This window comes from Marinicauda pacifica, from assembly GCF_004793635.1.
GTDB classification, from domain to species: Bacteria; Pseudomonadota; Alphaproteobacteria; order Caulobacterales; family Maricaulaceae; genus Marinicauda; species Marinicauda pacifica.
The window spans coordinates 48,422-61,528 of record NZ_SRXV01000004.1 but is presented as its reverse complement, the minus strand read 5'-3'; the positions used below and the strand labels follow the sequence as shown (position 1 = coordinate 61,528).

Sequence of the window (13,107 nt, the reverse complement as noted above, 5' to 3'; positions counted from 1 at the left end):
GAGGGGCCTTCGCAAGTCAACCGAGGTCTGCGCTTGCACGCGAAAGGCATGTGTCGATAAAACACCCGTAAAGGTTGCTATCGAAGCAGGAACCACGAATGGCTGATCCCCTGGGCGATATTGGAAACCTGCAGCGTGATCCGGACGCGGCGGTAGACTATCTCACTGAACTTCTGGACTCTGCGGCGATTCTGGCGCTGGCGGTCGACTTGCCAAGCTCCAGCGCCTTTCTGACCGCCTGTGCGAAGCTGGTCCATCAGGAGCATGTCACTCCGGCCGGCGTCGTGGAGACAGGCGACGAGGTCTAGGTTTCGGGCCAGCTCAGGCAGACCTGAGCACCGGGCAGCAACTCAACCCGGCCGGCCAACTCCAGTTCGATCAGCGCGGCGAGAACCACTTGGGCCGGGACACCGAGTTGCCGGGTCAGTTCGTCGCGCGCGACCGGCACGGTCGATAGCCGGGAGAGCAGCGCATCGCGAATGCGGTCGGCTTGAGCATCGGTTTCCGCGGACATGTCGCGTTCATCCTCGAAATCGGGTGGCGAGGGTTCTTCCAGGACGGGCCGGCGGGCCGAGTGAAGCACGTTGAGCACGTCGTCGGCGGTTTCGACAAGAGCGGCGCCGTCGCGCAGGAGCCGGTTCGTACCTCTGGCCCTGGGATCCATGGGCGAACCCGGGACGGCCATCACCTCCCGGTTCTGTTCGAGCGCATAGCGCGCCGTGATGAGCGTGCCGGAACGGTCGGCGGCCTCGACTACCAGCACGCCGAGCGAGAGGCCCGAGATGAGCCGGTTTCGGCGCGGGAAATCGCGCGCGCCGGCCTGGTAGCGCGGCGGACATTCGCTCACGATCAGACCCTGCTCGCCAATGGCGCGGTACAGCGCCTCGTGCTCGGGCGGATAGATATGCTCCAGTCCGCCGGCGATGACTGCGATCGTACCGGTCTCCAGCGCTGCGGCGTGAGCTGCCCCGTCAATGCCTCGTGCCAGGCCGGAAACGATGGTGACGCCGTGGCCGCCCAGTGTGCGGGCCATGTCACCGGCAAAGCGCACGCCGATCGCCGAGGCATTGCGCGAGCCGACCATGGCGCAAGCCGGTCGCTCGTCTGGATCGAGCGGGCCGAGCACGGACACGACGGGCGGCGGCGGCTCGAGCGCCCGTAGGAGAGCCGGATATCCGGGTTCGCAGGCGCACAGGAGGCGGGCGCCGAGCGCATCGAGACGATCGAGCTCGCCCCGGGCGTCATCGCGGCTGACCGTCCTGAGCGGATCGATGCGACCGCCTCGCCTGGCCAGGCGGGGCAAAGCGTCGATGGCGGCGGCGGCATCGTCAAAGCGCTCAATGAGCTTGGCAAAAGTGACCGGGCCGACCCCGGAGGTGCGCGCGAGCCGGAGCCAGTCGAGACGCTGGTCCGGCGAAAGCGCGCGAATTCTCACGTTTTCTTCGCTCCGATCGGCGGCTCGCTACCGTCGAGCAGGCGGGTGATGTTCGTGCGGTGGCGCCAGAAGATCAGGACTGCCAGGAAGAGGGCAAGGAGGGCCACGTCGGCGCGTCCGGCTGCGAGCGCAAGGAGGGGCGCGGCGGCCGCCGCCACCAGGGCGGCGAGTGAGGAGAAGCGCATCAGAAGCGCCATGCCGAGCCAGGTCGCGCAGGTCAGCAGTCCGACCGGCCAGGCCGCGGCCAGCAGCGTGCCGAGAAAGGTGGCGACGCCTTTGCCGCCGTTGAATTTGAGCCAGACTGGAAAGCAATGGCCCAGAAAGGCGGCGCCGCCTGCCACGAGGCCGGCCGGGGTGGAGACGAGGGCGGTGAAGACGAGACAGGCAAAGCCGGCCTTGCCGGCATCCAGAACGAGCGTGGCCAGGGCCAGATCCTTGCGCCCGGTCCGCAGCACGTTGGTTGCGCCGATATTGCCCGAGCCGATCGTGCGGATGTCTCCCAGTCCGGCGAGGCGGGTCAGGACCAGGCCGAACGGAACCGAGCCGAACAGATAGCCGCCAATGGCGGCCAGAAGAATGAGGGGGTCGAACGCCATTGCGCCTCTCAGGAGATCAAGGTTGCAGGATAATCGCGCCTTCGATGAAAGACATCAAGATTTTACCGAACAGACGACGGCCCGCGAACGCACTCTTCGCTCCGCCGCGCACGGCGCCGTCGCCCAGCACCACGGGGGCGGAGGGATCGATGAGGATCAGGTCGGCCGGGGCACCCTCCTCGATTCGGCCCTGGGCGAGGCCGAGCAGGTCGGCAGGCCCGCTCGTGACCGGGCGCAGCGCTGAGAGCAGGTCGAGCTGGCCGGTCTCCACGAGCGTCAGCAGGGCGGGCAGCAGGGCATGAAGGCTGGTCGTTCCCGGAACCGCGTCCGCGAACGGGTTAGCCTTGGCGACACTGCCCACCGCGGTGTGTGCGGAGACCACGGCGTCCACCACGCCGCGGGCCAGCGCGTCGATCAGGGCGAGACGATCCTCCTCGCTGCGCAGAGGCGGATCGAGGCGGTAGCGCGCATCGAAATTGCCCGCATCGACCTCGTTGAAGACCAGGTGGCTGACCGGGACGGTGATCGCGACCTCGAGGCCGCGCTGGCGCGCTGCCCGCGCCGCAGCGATGCCGTCAGCGGTGGTTATGCGATCGAGGATCAGGCGTCCGCCGGTCAGCTCGGCGAGGCCGGTATCGCGCTCCACGCCGAAGCGTTCGGAGACGCCGGGACGGGCGGGCAGTCCCAGGCGCGAGGACAGGTCGCTCTCATGCGCGACCGTGTCGGCGATCAGGTGGGCGTCCTCGGGGCGCAGGCTGACCCAGGCCTCGAAGCCGGCGGCATAGGACAGGGCACGCCGGACCAGGCGGCTGTCGGCGATCGGCTGGCCGCCATCGCTGAGATAAAGTGCGCCGGCGCGCAGCATCAAACCGATCTCGTTCAGTTCGCCGTTTGCCGTGGCGAGCCCGGCGCCGTGGACACGTACCGGCAGGGTCAGCGCCTGAGCGTCCAGCCAGTCGATATCTTCCGGCGAGGACAGCCCGCATGCGCCGTTCGGGGCGAGGATCAGCGTGCCGATCCCGCCCGAGGCTGCCGCGCTGGCCGTTTGGGACAGGCGCTCGGCGCTCGCGGCGCCGCCCGGCGTTGCGCTATGGGCCCGCATGTCGATCAGGGCAGGAGCAAGGAGGCGTCCATGCGCGTCGATCACCTCCTCCTCGCCGGAAGGGTCAAGGTCGCCGATCCCGGCAATGAACCCGTCGGCAATGCGCAAATCGGCCTCGTAGAGCCGGTCCGACGCCGGGTCGGCAATACGCGCTCCGGTGATGAGGTAGCGGGTCATTGCTCGCCCTCGTCATAGCGCATGTTGGGGGCCTGGCCGGCGAGCATTTCCAGGATCGCCATGCGCACCGCCACACCGCTTTCAACCTGGTCGAGGATGACCGAGCGTTCGGGGTCGTCGGCGAGGGCGGCGTCGATCTCCACGCCGCGATTCATCGGGCCGGGATGCATCACGACGCAATCAGGATTCGCCAGCTCGAGACGGTCATGGGTGAGACCGTAAAGCGCGGCGTATTCGCGCTCGGACGGGATCAGCCCTGCCCCCATGCGTTCGCGCTGGATGCGAAGCGCCATGACCGCGTCGCAGCCCTCCAGCGCTTCGTCGAGGTCGTGAAACACGCTCGCGCCCCAGCGGTCGGCATTGGCCGGGAGCAGGGTAGAGGGACCACAGAGGCGCACCTCGGCATTGAGCAAATTCATCAGCGACACATTGGAGCGTACGACGCGCGAATGGGCGATATCGCCGACGATGGCGATCCGCTTGCCGCCGATCTCGCCCCAGCGTCGGGTTAGCGTGAAAGTGTCCAGCAGAGCCTGGGAGGGGTGCTCGTGCGCCCCGTCGCCAGCATTGATGGTGGAGATTCCCGTCACTTCGGCAAAGAAGGCTGCCGCCCCGGCGCTGGCGTGGCGTACGACCAGCAGGTCCGGGCGCATTGCCGCAAGTGTCTCGGCCGTGTCGGCGAGGCTCTCGCCTTTCTTGATGGAGGCATTGCCTGCCGAGAAATTGACGACGTCCGCACCGAGTCGTTTGCCGGCGAGCTCGAAGCTGGCCAGGGTGCGCGTGGACGGTTCGAAGAAGAGATTGATCTGGCTGAGACCGCGCAGCGCGTCGATTTTCTTGTCCGGCGTGCGGTTGCGCTCGAAATGCTCGCCCGCACGCTTGAACAGCATCGAAACATCCAGCGGGTTGAGCGCGCCGACGCTCAACAGATTGCGATGCGGGAAGTCATAGGCGAAGCGGGCGCGCCCCATCTGCACATGCCTCCAAGCCAAAGCGTTGCGGCGGTATAGGGGGCGCGGACCGGCGCGGCAAGGGGCGGGCGTGCCCGTTCGCGCGCACCTGATGCAAGTGCATGCGCGCGAAATATAAACTTCTTTCGGGGTGGGTTGGCTACCGAAAATGTAACAAAGAAAGCGGTTTCTATTTATAAAAATGAATAAAGCTGGAGTTTTTATAATTATAAACTATATGAATTCTTTTGCGGGGAGGCTTGACAAAAATGTCGCTTCAAAACTGGCGGGTGCTTGATTTCGAAGGCTTGTTCGGACGGGTTCAGGACGGCGCCTCCATGCCGGAGCAACTCGAAGCCATCGAAGAGATGGTCACGATGATCCGCGGTGAAAGCCTTCACCGGATTGTGCTCGACCTGGACCACGCCGACATCGATTTGGGACAGCGAGTCGTCCAGATTCAGCCCCAGGCGCTCGCCGAAGGGATGGTCAAGGCCGGTTTGAGCCGCTTCGCTCTGGTTCACCGCGGAGAGGTAGAGGTCTGGTGGAGCGATCTGCTCAAATCTACAAGACAGCTGGGCATCGACACGTGCGCGTTCACAGCGGCGGACGCCGCGATCGAGTGGATTTGCGCTGACGGAGAGGATTCCCTCTCGCAATCGGGCTAGATCGCCTGTGCGATGACAATGAAGCCGGTGCTGAAGGCGATGCGGCTCAATCCAGGTTCTTGTTCGCTGCACCCGGCCTCATGCCAGTGACCGCGCGATCAGAATGAACGCCGGAGCGCTGAGGGCGCTGACCAGAACGCTCGCAGTGATCATGCCGGCAGTGAGACCGTGCTCGCCTTCGGACTCGGCTACCAGGGCATAGATAAAGGCAGCGGTCGGTGCGGCGGCGGCGAGGACGAGGACCTCAAGCTCCAGCGTGCCGAGCCGGGCCACAAGGCCAAGGCCAAGGAAGATGATCGGAGAGACGACAGCCCGGATCAACGCTGCGGAGACAAGCGGCACATAACGCCCACGCAGCGCTGCGAAGTCCAGTCCTGCCCCGATGGTCAGAAGGACCAGTCCGATGGAGGCCGACGCGATGATCTCCAGCGGGCGCATGACCAGCGTGAAGTCGGAGAGCGGCGTCAGACTCGCGGCGAGGCCGAGCAGGCAGGCGACCACGATGGGATCTCGCGCTGCGCCTGACAGGGCCTTAAGGTTTGCATTAGGCGCGACGGCAACTCGGCTGATGAGCGTCCCGAGAATCGCACCAGGCACCAGAATGATGATCGCGATCTCGACGGCCTCGGCGCCGAACAGGTTTTGCGACAGGCTGAGAACGAGTACGAAATTCCAGACCGTAGTGGTCGCCAGCATTGCGGCGCGATTGCGCCGGCTGAGGCCCAGCACGGCGGACCATGCAAAGGCGGTGAAGGCGACCAGCGCGATCCCGGCAAGGGCCAGCAAGACAAGGCGGCCGGCCGACGGCGAAAGAAGATCGACTCCGGCCAGTGTGCTGAACAGCAGGGCCGGCAGGAGCACGCGATAGTTCAGCCGGTTTACCCCGGCCCAGACGAAGTCCGGCGCGATGCCCGAGGTACGAAGCGCGTAGCCGCAGGCAATCACGACGAAGACCGGCAGGAAGCCATGGATAACTGAGGCGATCATCCGGCCATTCCTCCCGGCCAGGCGATGGAAATCCAGATCGGCAGCGAGAGGGCGGCCAGAATCGTGGTCGCCGTCACATGCCCGGCGGTAAGGCGCGCATCGCCGCCCATCTCGCGCGCGAGAACGTAGCTGGCAGCTGCCCCCGGAGTGGCACCGACGGCGGTCAGGACGGCGAGGGCAACGCCCTCCACCCCGAACAGGCGGCCGAGCACGTAGAAAACCAGGGGCGCGACGAGAAGCTTGAGCGCGACCGCCAGGGTCAGCAGGCGCGGGCGCGCCTTGAGGGCGGAGAAGTCCAGCCCGGCTCCGATCGCAAGGAGGATGAGAGGCAGCGCGGCGCGGCCCGCGAGCGCGGCCGTATCGGCCACCGGCCCGTCACGGAAGAGCCCGAGCGCGTTCGCGCCGGCGCCGGCGACGCAGGCCAGGATGAGCGGGTTGGTGACAATGCGCATCAGGATAAGGCGGCGATTGAGCGGACGCTCGCTTGCGCCCCAGACTGAAAGAGCGGCGACGCACATCACGTTGATCAGCGGCACGGTGGGGGCGAAGACGAGAGCGGCGAGGGCTGCGCCTTCCGGTCCGAAGACCGGCGCGGCGAGCGCCAGAAGGACAAAGCCGTTCCAGCGCACAGAGCCCTGAAACAGGCTGGTATAGGCCGGGCCGTCGATGGGCAGCGGACGGAAGGCGAGCGCAATCGCGCCCATCACGAGAAAGCCCAGCGTGACGGCGATGAGGAAGGTGGCGGCGGGCAGGCCGGTATAGTCGGCCTGGCTGATTGTAGAGAAAAGCAGGGCGGGCAGGAGCGCCTGGTAGGAGAGCCGGTTGATGCCGCCCCATAGCTCTGTCGCCACGAGGCCGGTCCGGCGCAGCCCCCAGCCGAGCGCGATCACCCCGAAAATCGGAATGAGGGCGGTGACGACCGGATTCACGGGGCCTCGTCCCCTGCCGCCTCGATAGCGTCGATGGCGTTGGACAGGATGATCGCGGCGGCTTCGGCATCGATGCGTGCCTTGTGGCCCGCATGCTTCACCCCGGCCTCCAGCAGGCGCTCGCCTGCCGCGAAGGTGGACAGGCGTTCGTCCTGGTAGACGACGGGTAGGTCGCGCACGCGAAGAAGATTCGTGACGAAGGAACGCGAGGACTGGGCACGCCGTCCATCGCCACCGTCCATGTGGAGAGGCAGGCCGACGACCAGCCCGGTACATCCGCGCTCGTCATAGAGTGCGAGCAGGGCCTGCGCGTCGGCAGTAAACTTGGTGCGCTGGATCGTCGTCAACGGCGTGACCAGTGTGCGCGCCGAATTGCACACGGCGATCCCCAGCGTCTTCGAGCCGGGATCGACCCCCATCAGCGGACCAGCAGGAAGATGCGCAGGATCAAGGAACAGCATGGGCGTCGAGGTACACCCCTGACACGTCGAAGGAAAGAGCGCAGCCGCGCGAGAGGTTACAGTGCGAATGCATCCAAGCGCGCAGCCATGGCGTTGATTGGCCGAGCCCAAATTCACGAACAGAGACGAATGGAGGACCCACGACATGGTTCCAGTCGAAGAAATTCACGGCGCGACGATCCCCAAGCTGGGCTTCGGCACGTGGCAGCTTGAGGGCGACACGGCACGCGACCGCGTCAAGGACGCGCTGGACATCGGCTATCGTCATATCGATACCGCGCAAGCCTACGACAATGAGGAGTATGTCGGCGCGGGCATCCAGGAATCCGGGGTCGCGCGCGACGACATATGGCTCACGACGAAAGTGTGGCTCGACCGCTTCAAACAGGGCGATCTGGAGCAATCCTTGCGGGAAAGCCTGGTCAAGCTGAAGACCGATACGGTCGATCTCGCGCTTTTGCACTGGCCCAACCACGAGGTCGCGCTGAAGGAGACGATCGAGGCTCTCAACAATGCCAAGCGTGAAGGGCTGACGCGTAACATCGGTATTTCCAACTTCCCGACCCAGTGGATGGGCGAGGCGGTCGAGCTTTCCGAAGCGCCGCTGATCGTCAACCAGGTCGAATTCCATCCCTTCATCGACCAGCGCCCGGTTCTTGATGCGTGCAAGAAATACGGCATGGGCCTGACGGCTTACTGCCCGATTGCCCAAGCGAATGTCATCGGCAACGACACGATCGAGAAGATCGCGGACCGTCACGGCAAGTCTGCGGTTCAGGTGGCGCTGCGCTGGCTGATCCAGCAGGACGGGGTCATTGCCATTCCCCGCTCGTCCAGCCGTGAGCACGCCGCGTCGAATTTCGAGATATTCGACTTTGAACTCAGCGATGACGAGATGGCGCAGATCGGGGCGCTGCACACGCCCGATGGCCGCATCGTCGATCCCAAATGGGCGCCTGCCTGGGATACCGCTGCCTAGCGCGGACTGGATCGAACTCTCAAACACCCCCTCGCGTTCGGCGCAGGGGGTGTTTTTTTGGCCAAGGCCGCAATGAAGGAGAATCCGCCATGTCCCGCCCGCCTGCCAGCTACACCGACCTGAAGGCCGTCTTCGTCAATTGTACGCTCAAGCGGTCCCCGCAGACCTCCAACACGCAAGGCCTGATGACCAACGCACAGGCCATCATGGAAAAGCAGGGCGTCAGCGTGGAGACGATCCGCCTCGTCGATCACGATGTCGCCCAGGGCGTGCAGCCGGACATGACCGAGCATGGCTGGGACCGCGATGCCTGGCCGGACCTGTGGAAGATCATCAAGGCGGCCGACATCCTGGTGGTCGGAACCCCGATCTGGCTCGGCGAGGAAAGCTCGGCCGCGCGCATCCTAATCGAACGGCTTTATGCGCATTCCGGCGATCAGAATGAAGACGGCCAGTATGTCTTCTACGGCAAGGTCGGTGCCTGCATGGTCACCGGGAATGAGGACGGGGTGAAGCACGTCTCGATGGGGATGCTCTACGCCCTGCAGCATGTCGGCTACACGATTCCGCCGCAGGCCGATAGCGGCTGGATTGGCGAGATCGGTCCCGGCAAGAGCTATCTCGACGAGGGCTCGGGCGGGCCGGATAATGACTTCACCCGACGTAATACGACCTTCATGACCTGGAATCTGCTTCACCTGGCGCGGATGCTCAAGGACGCTGGCGGCATCCCGGCCTATGGCAATCAGGTTCCCGCGTGGAATGACGGCGAGCGGTTCGGACACCCGCCCGCCGACTAGGCCGACGCCTGATCATTTCAGATGGTAGAGCCATTGCAGGTGGTGCTCATAATGGCGCAGCACATCGCGCACGATTTGCGTCTTGGAGTAGCCGTAGACGTCGTAGTGCTGGCCGCCGCCTGACAGGAAGACCTCGGCTCGTGCGTACTGCTCCACCGATTCGCCTTCGACGTTAAAATGCGGCTCTTCGTGAACCTTGGCCCACACGCCATAGACGAATTCGGGATTGTCGCCATGCAGGACGGTGATCTTCGTTTCGCACTCGCTGAGTTCAACCGAAGCGTCATAGCCGTGCTTGTTGATTTCGTCGGCCACTTCGCGCAGCGCCGGCTCCACCGTATTGCGCAGATAGTTGCAGACCTCGGTCTCGTTCGGGCGCGAATACATCAGCCTCAGCCGCGCGCGCCAGGACACGGTCGCGCCTTCCACCGGCAATTGCGCCGCTGATTTGACGCCGCGTTTGCGCTGGCTCTCTACGTCGAAGGCGCGCACAAGGCCTATGAAAGCGAGCACGATGACAATGGTGAAGGGCAGCGCCGCAGCGATGGTCGCGGCCTGAAGCGCGGCCAGGCCGCCGACGAGCAGCAGGACCGCCGCGACCACGCCTTCCAGGATGGCCCAGAACAGGCGCTGGAAGAGGGGCGGGTTGAGCGAACCGCCAGACGCGAGCGTCGACTTGACCAGAGAACCGGAATCCGAACTGGTCACAAAGAAGGTCGTGACCAGAACCACCGCCATGACCGACGTGATGGAGCTCAGCGGAAGTGTGTCCAGAAAGGCGAAGAGAGCCAGCTCGTTTTGCCCGTCGCGAACGGTGTTGAGGATAGCCTCGCCGCTACCGGCCAGTATCTCTCTGAGCGCCGAATTGCCGTAGATCGTCATCCACAGGAATGTGAACAGGGTCGGCCCGAACAGCACCCCGAGAATGAATTCGCGGACAGTGCGCCCGCGCGAGATGCGCGCGATGAACATGCCGACGAAAGGCGACCAGCTGATCCACCAGCCCCAGTAGAAGAGCGTCCAGGCGTTCACCCAGCCCGCATCGCCATAGGCGTCGACATTGAAGGTAAGGAAGGCGATCTGGTCGATATAGTCGCCGATATTCTGCACGAAGGCACCCATCAGGAAGAGCGTGGGCCCGGCGATGAAAACGAATAGCAGCAAGGCAATCGAGAGGTAGAGATTCCACTCTGACAGGCGCCGGATGCCCGCATCGAGCCCGGCCACGACCGAGGCGGTGGCGAGCGCGGTGATGAGGGCGATCAGGATGACCTGCACCTGGGCGCTGATCTCGATGCCGAACAGGGTGTTCAGTCCGGCATTGATCTGGGTAACGCCGTAGCCGAGCGATGTGGCGACCCCGAACAGCGTGCCGAGCACGGCGAGCGTATCCACGCCATGGCCGATTGGGCCGTAAATGCGGTCGCCAATTAGCGGGTAGAGCGCGGACCGGATCGTCAGCGGCAGGCCATGGCGGTAAGTGAAATAGGCTAGGCTCAGCCCCACCACGACATAGATCGCCCAGGCGTGGATGCCCCAGTGAAAGAAGGTCAGCACCATGGACTCGCGAGCCGCGTCGACGGTCTCGCCCGTGCCTTGAGGCGGGTTGAGATAGTGCGTGACCGGTTCGGCCACGGCAAAGAACATCAGGCCGATGCCCATGCCGGCGGAGAACAGCATCGCGAACCAGGGCGCGAAGCCGTATTCGGGGACCGAGTCGTCGGGGCCAAGCCTGATGCGCCCCCAGTCGGACAGCGCGACGACGATCGAGGCGATCAGAAAGATGCCGACGCCGATCGTGTACACCCACCCGAAATTGGTGGTGATCGAGGCCTGAAGGCCGGCGAAGAAGGTTTCCGCCGTTTCCGAGTAGAAGATGGCGAACGCCACGCCGATGACGACGAGCGCCGCTGCCGGGAAAAACACCGCAGGTTCGATTTTTTTCATGACGATGGACGTCCTTGCCGCTTCGGGCTGTCGGTTTGAAAGTCTTTAGTCGCGATAGTCGATGAGGGCGGGGCCGAGCGCGTCCTTGAGCGGATCGAGCCAGGGCTCGAAATGGCGCCATTGCTCCTTGCCCGTTTTGAAGATCGGCTGACGCACCTGCTCGGAGCTTGCAGTGCGCACCTCGCGCTCGGTCTTGTGAAACTCGACGCAGGCCTGTTCGAAGGGCAAGCCGAGATAGTCAAGGATACGGCGGACCTGGGCTTCCAGATCATCGACCACGTCCTCGTACTGCACATGAAGGATATCGCCTGGCAGGACCTCATGCCAGTGGCGCATCAGGTCGACATAGCCGCGGTAATACCGCCCGACTTCTTCCAGCCCGTAGGTGAATTCCTGGCCTTCGGCAAAGAGCTGCTTGAACCCCGAAAAACAGCACGCCATCGGGTGACGGCGCGCATCGATGATCCGGGCATTGGGCAGGATCAGCTTGATAAGGGCGATGTGCCGGAAATTGTTCGGCATCTTGTCGGTGAAGAAGGGCGCGCCCTTGCGATGGATGCGGGTGCCTTCGATGTATTGCTCGCCCAGCTCGCGCAGTTGCTCGCCGGAGAGCTCGTGCAGGATGCGCGGGTAGCGCGTCCGGTCGCTGATCTGCTTGCGACCGCGCAGGCGGTGGGAGAGCGAGAGGATATTGGGCAGCTCCAGCGTACCGTCGATCTGGCTGTGCGACGCCAGGATCTGCTCGATCAGGGTCGATCCGGCGCGCGGCAGGCCGACGATGAAGATCGGATCGGGGGCGGAGTGACCCTTGCCGGCCTGTGCCTTGAAGAGGTCGGGCGTGCAGAACTCCTTCTGGGCGGCGAACTCCTGTTCCATCTGGTCGGCGGTATAGCGGGTCTGGACGCGTTTGAGCTCGTTGCCGCGCTCATAATAGGCGAACGCGTCCTTGAACGCCTTGCGGTCCTCGTACGCCTTGCCGAGCGCAAAGCAGAGATAAATGCGATCCTGAAACGACAGGCCGGGCTCGCCTTCGCGCGCGGCCATCGTGGCCAGCTCGTCGTCGGTGAACGTGTAGGTCTTCAGATTGGCCAGCCCGTACCAGGCATCGCCGTGATCGGGCTTGATGCGAGCCGCGGTCCGGTAGGCAGAGACCGCTTCGTCCTGGCGCCCATAAGTCTTCAGCGCGTGGCCGCGCGAGGTGAGCGTGACCGGGTCTTCGGGCAGGGTTTCCAGGACGCGATCAAAGAGCGCGATCGCGCCTTCGAAGTCACCGGTCTGCATCCGCTCCACGGCCAGTCGGGACTGGAAAACCGGGCTCTCCGGGTCGCGATTGTAGAGCGCTTCGGCCTCTTCGCGCGCCGCCTCGAACTTCTGGCGCTTGCGCAGGACGTCGATGTAGTCGAGGCGAACCTGGATGTTGTCCGGCTCGAACTCGGTCGCGCTTTCCAGCAGGAATTCGGCATCCTCCATGACGCCGAAGCGCTTGCCGATCTCGGCGAGAAGACGCATGCCCTCGACGTGCCTGGGGTGCTTCTGCAGAAAGGCGCGGCAGAGCTTCTCAGCTTTGAGAAGCTTGTTTTCATATAAAAAATTCGTCACTGCCACGAGTTCGCGAGGCAGAGTGGCGATGCGGTCGGCCTGGGCGTGAGCTTGCCGCGCCTCGGCCTCGCGACCTTCGGCCTGGAGAAGTTCGGCCTGTGCGGTCCAGCTGGCCTGCAGGGCGGGATTGAACTGGCACGCGCGCCTGTAGGCTTCAAGCGCGGCCTCTGCCTGGCCTTCGGCCTTGAACAGGTGGCCCTCTTCTTGAAACCCGCGTCCGAAATCGGGCGCGGTCGACTTCAATTGCTCGAGCCGAGCGTGGGCTCCGGGGAAGTCCTTGAGATAGCGGGCACAGACCGCGCTGATGTAGAGCGCCTCGACATTGTCCGGTTCGGTGGCCAGCAACTCGTCGACAAGCGCCCGGGCCTGGTCGAACCGGCCCTGGTACATTTCGCTCTGGGCCGCTTTCAAACGTGACTGCGGGGTTTGGGCATCATCCGGCACGATGGACATCGTCTCCGATGGAAAATGTGAAAG

General features: G+C 64.4%; 13 protein-coding genes. 4 read left to right on the top strand and 9 right to left on the bottom strand.

The genetic code is table 11. The annotated features are described in order from the left end of the window. The first annotated feature begins 98 nt into the window (after window positions 1–98). Window positions 99–308, top strand: coding sequence for a hypothetical protein (locus tag E5162_RS13355; protein WP_135945775.1), 210 nt, complete (start codon window positions 99–101; stop codon window positions 306–308). Here the strand turns inward: E5162_RS13355 and dprA are convergent. Genes dprA through E5162_RS13335 form a run of 4 tightly spaced genes read right to left on the bottom strand, consistent with a single transcriptional unit; the run spans window position 305 to window position 4,281 of the window. After that, window positions 305–1,435: a DNA-processing protein DprA gene (dprA, locus tag E5162_RS13350; RefSeq protein WP_135945774.1), complete on the bottom strand. Its 1,131-nt coding sequence runs from the start codon at window positions 1,433–1,435 to the stop codon at window positions 305–307. The two genes, E5162_RS13355 and dprA, sit on opposite strands and share 4 nt — an antisense overlap. Beyond that, window positions 1,432–2,031, bottom strand: a complete 600-nt coding sequence (gene plsY / locus E5162_RS13345; RefSeq protein ID WP_135945773.1) for a glycerol-3-phosphate 1-O-acyltransferase PlsY — start codon at window positions 2,029–2,031, stop codon at window positions 1,432–1,434. Before plsY ends, dprA begins: the two co-directional genes overlap by 4 nt. Window positions 2,032–2,047: 16 nt before the next feature. After that, window positions 2,048–3,310 carry a dihydroorotase gene (locus E5162_RS13340; protein WP_135945772.1) on the bottom strand — a complete coding sequence of 421 codons (1,263 nt, stop codon included), beginning with the start codon at window positions 3,308–3,310 and terminating at the stop codon, window positions 2,048–2,050. Next, window positions 3,307–4,281 carry an aspartate carbamoyltransferase catalytic subunit gene (locus E5162_RS13335; RefSeq protein WP_135945771.1) on the bottom strand — a complete coding sequence of 325 codons (975 nt, stop codon included), beginning with the start codon at window positions 4,279–4,281 and terminating at the stop codon, window positions 3,307–3,309. Before E5162_RS13335 ends, E5162_RS13340 begins: the two co-directional genes overlap by 4 nt. A 248-nt stretch (window positions 4,282–4,529) precedes the next feature. Here E5162_RS13335 and E5162_RS13330 point away from each other — a divergent pair, with 248 nt between their 5' ends. After that, on the top strand, window positions 4,530–4,928 hold the full coding sequence (locus tag E5162_RS13330; RefSeq protein WP_135945770.1) for a hypothetical protein: 399 nt from the start codon (window positions 4,530–4,532) through the stop codon (window positions 4,926–4,928). Between the two features lie 78 nt (window positions 4,929–5,006). On the opposite strand, the gene E5162_RS13325 is transcribed toward E5162_RS13330, so the two are convergent. From E5162_RS13325 to ruvX, 3 genes are read right to left on the bottom strand one after another with little or no spacing between them, the layout of a single operon-like run. After that, on the bottom strand, window positions 5,007–5,915 hold the full coding sequence (locus E5162_RS13325) for an AEC family transporter (RefSeq protein WP_135945769.1): 909 nt from the start codon (window positions 5,913–5,915) through the stop codon (window positions 5,007–5,009). Then, on the bottom strand, window positions 5,912–6,844 hold the full coding sequence (locus tag E5162_RS13320; RefSeq protein ID WP_135945768.1) for an AEC family transporter: 933 nt from the start codon (window positions 6,842–6,844) through the stop codon (window positions 5,912–5,914). The genes E5162_RS13325 and E5162_RS13320 overlap by 4 nt, the downstream gene beginning before the upstream one ends. Next, window positions 6,841–7,305, bottom strand: a complete 465-nt coding sequence (gene ruvX, locus E5162_RS13315) for a Holliday junction resolvase RuvX (protein WP_135945767.1) — start codon at window positions 7,303–7,305, stop codon at window positions 6,841–6,843. The genes E5162_RS13320 and ruvX overlap by 4 nt, the downstream gene beginning before the upstream one ends. Window positions 7,306–7,450: 145 nt before the next feature. Here ruvX and E5162_RS13310 point away from each other — a divergent pair, with 145 nt between their 5' ends. Together E5162_RS13310 and E5162_RS13305 are read left to right on the top strand one after the other, a co-directional pair. After that, a complete protein-coding gene (locus E5162_RS13310; RefSeq protein WP_135945766.1) occupies window positions 7,451–8,284 on the top strand; it encodes an aldo/keto reductase in 834 nt (277 codons plus the stop codon). An 89-nt stretch (window positions 8,285–8,373) separates the two neighbouring features. Further along, entirely contained in the window at window positions 8,374–9,084 is a 711-nt protein-coding gene (locus E5162_RS13305) for a flavodoxin family protein (protein WP_135945765.1), read from the top strand. Between the two features lie 12 nt (window positions 9,085–9,096). On the opposite strand, the gene E5162_RS13300 is transcribed toward E5162_RS13305, so the two are convergent. Both E5162_RS13300 and E5162_RS13295 read right to left on the bottom strand, forming a co-directional pair. Next, window positions 9,097–11,031, bottom strand: coding sequence for a BCCT family transporter (locus E5162_RS13300; RefSeq protein ID WP_135945764.1), 1,935 nt, complete (start codon window positions 11,029–11,031; stop codon window positions 9,097–9,099). Window positions 11,032–11,076: 45 nt separating this feature from the next. Then, window positions 11,077–13,083, bottom strand: a complete 2,007-nt coding sequence (locus E5162_RS13295; protein WP_135945763.1) for a tetratricopeptide repeat-containing sulfotransferase family protein — start codon at window positions 13,081–13,083, stop codon at window positions 11,077–11,079. Window positions 13,084–13,107 lie beyond the last annotated feature (24 nt).

Excerpts from the sequence above, each read along its gene's own strand:
- E5162_RS13335 (WP_135945771.1), bottom strand. The coding sequence starts at position 4,281 with ATGGGGCGCGCCCGCTTCGCCTATGACTTCCCGCATCGCAATCTGTTG.
- ruvX (WP_135945767.1), bottom strand. The coding sequence starts at position 7,305 with ATGCTGTTCCTTGATCCTGCGCATCTTCCTGCTGGTCCGCTGATGGGG.
- E5162_RS13310 (WP_135945766.1), top strand. The coding sequence starts at position 7,451 with ATGGTTCCAGTCGAAGAAATTCACGGCGCGACGATCCCCAAGCTGGGC.
- plsY (WP_135945773.1), bottom strand. The coding sequence starts at position 2,031 with ATGGCGTTCGACCCCCTCATTCTTCTGGCCGCCATTGGCGGCTATCTG.
- E5162_RS13305 (WP_135945765.1), top strand. The coding sequence starts at position 8,374 with ATGTCCCGCCCGCCTGCCAGCTACACCGACCTGAAGGCCGTCTTCGTC.
- E5162_RS13340 (WP_135945772.1), bottom strand. The coding sequence starts at position 3,310 with ATGACCCGCTACCTCATCACCGGAGCGCGTATTGCCGACCCGGCGTCG.
- E5162_RS13330 (WP_135945770.1), top strand. The coding sequence starts at position 4,530 with ATGTCGCTTCAAAACTGGCGGGTGCTTGATTTCGAAGGCTTGTTCGGA.
- E5162_RS13295 (WP_135945763.1), bottom strand. The coding sequence starts at position 13,083 with ATGTCCATCGTGCCGGATGATGCCCAAACCCCGCAGTCACGTTTGAAA.
- E5162_RS13300 (WP_135945764.1), bottom strand. The coding sequence starts at position 11,031 with ATGAAAAAAATCGAACCTGCGGTGTTTTTCCCGGCAGCGGCGCTCGTC.
- E5162_RS13325 (WP_135945769.1), bottom strand. The coding sequence starts at position 5,915 with ATGATCGCCTCAGTTATCCATGGCTTCCTGCCGGTCTTCGTCGTGATT.
- E5162_RS13355 (WP_135945775.1), top strand. The coding sequence starts at position 99 with ATGGCTGATCCCCTGGGCGATATTGGAAACCTGCAGCGTGATCCGGAC.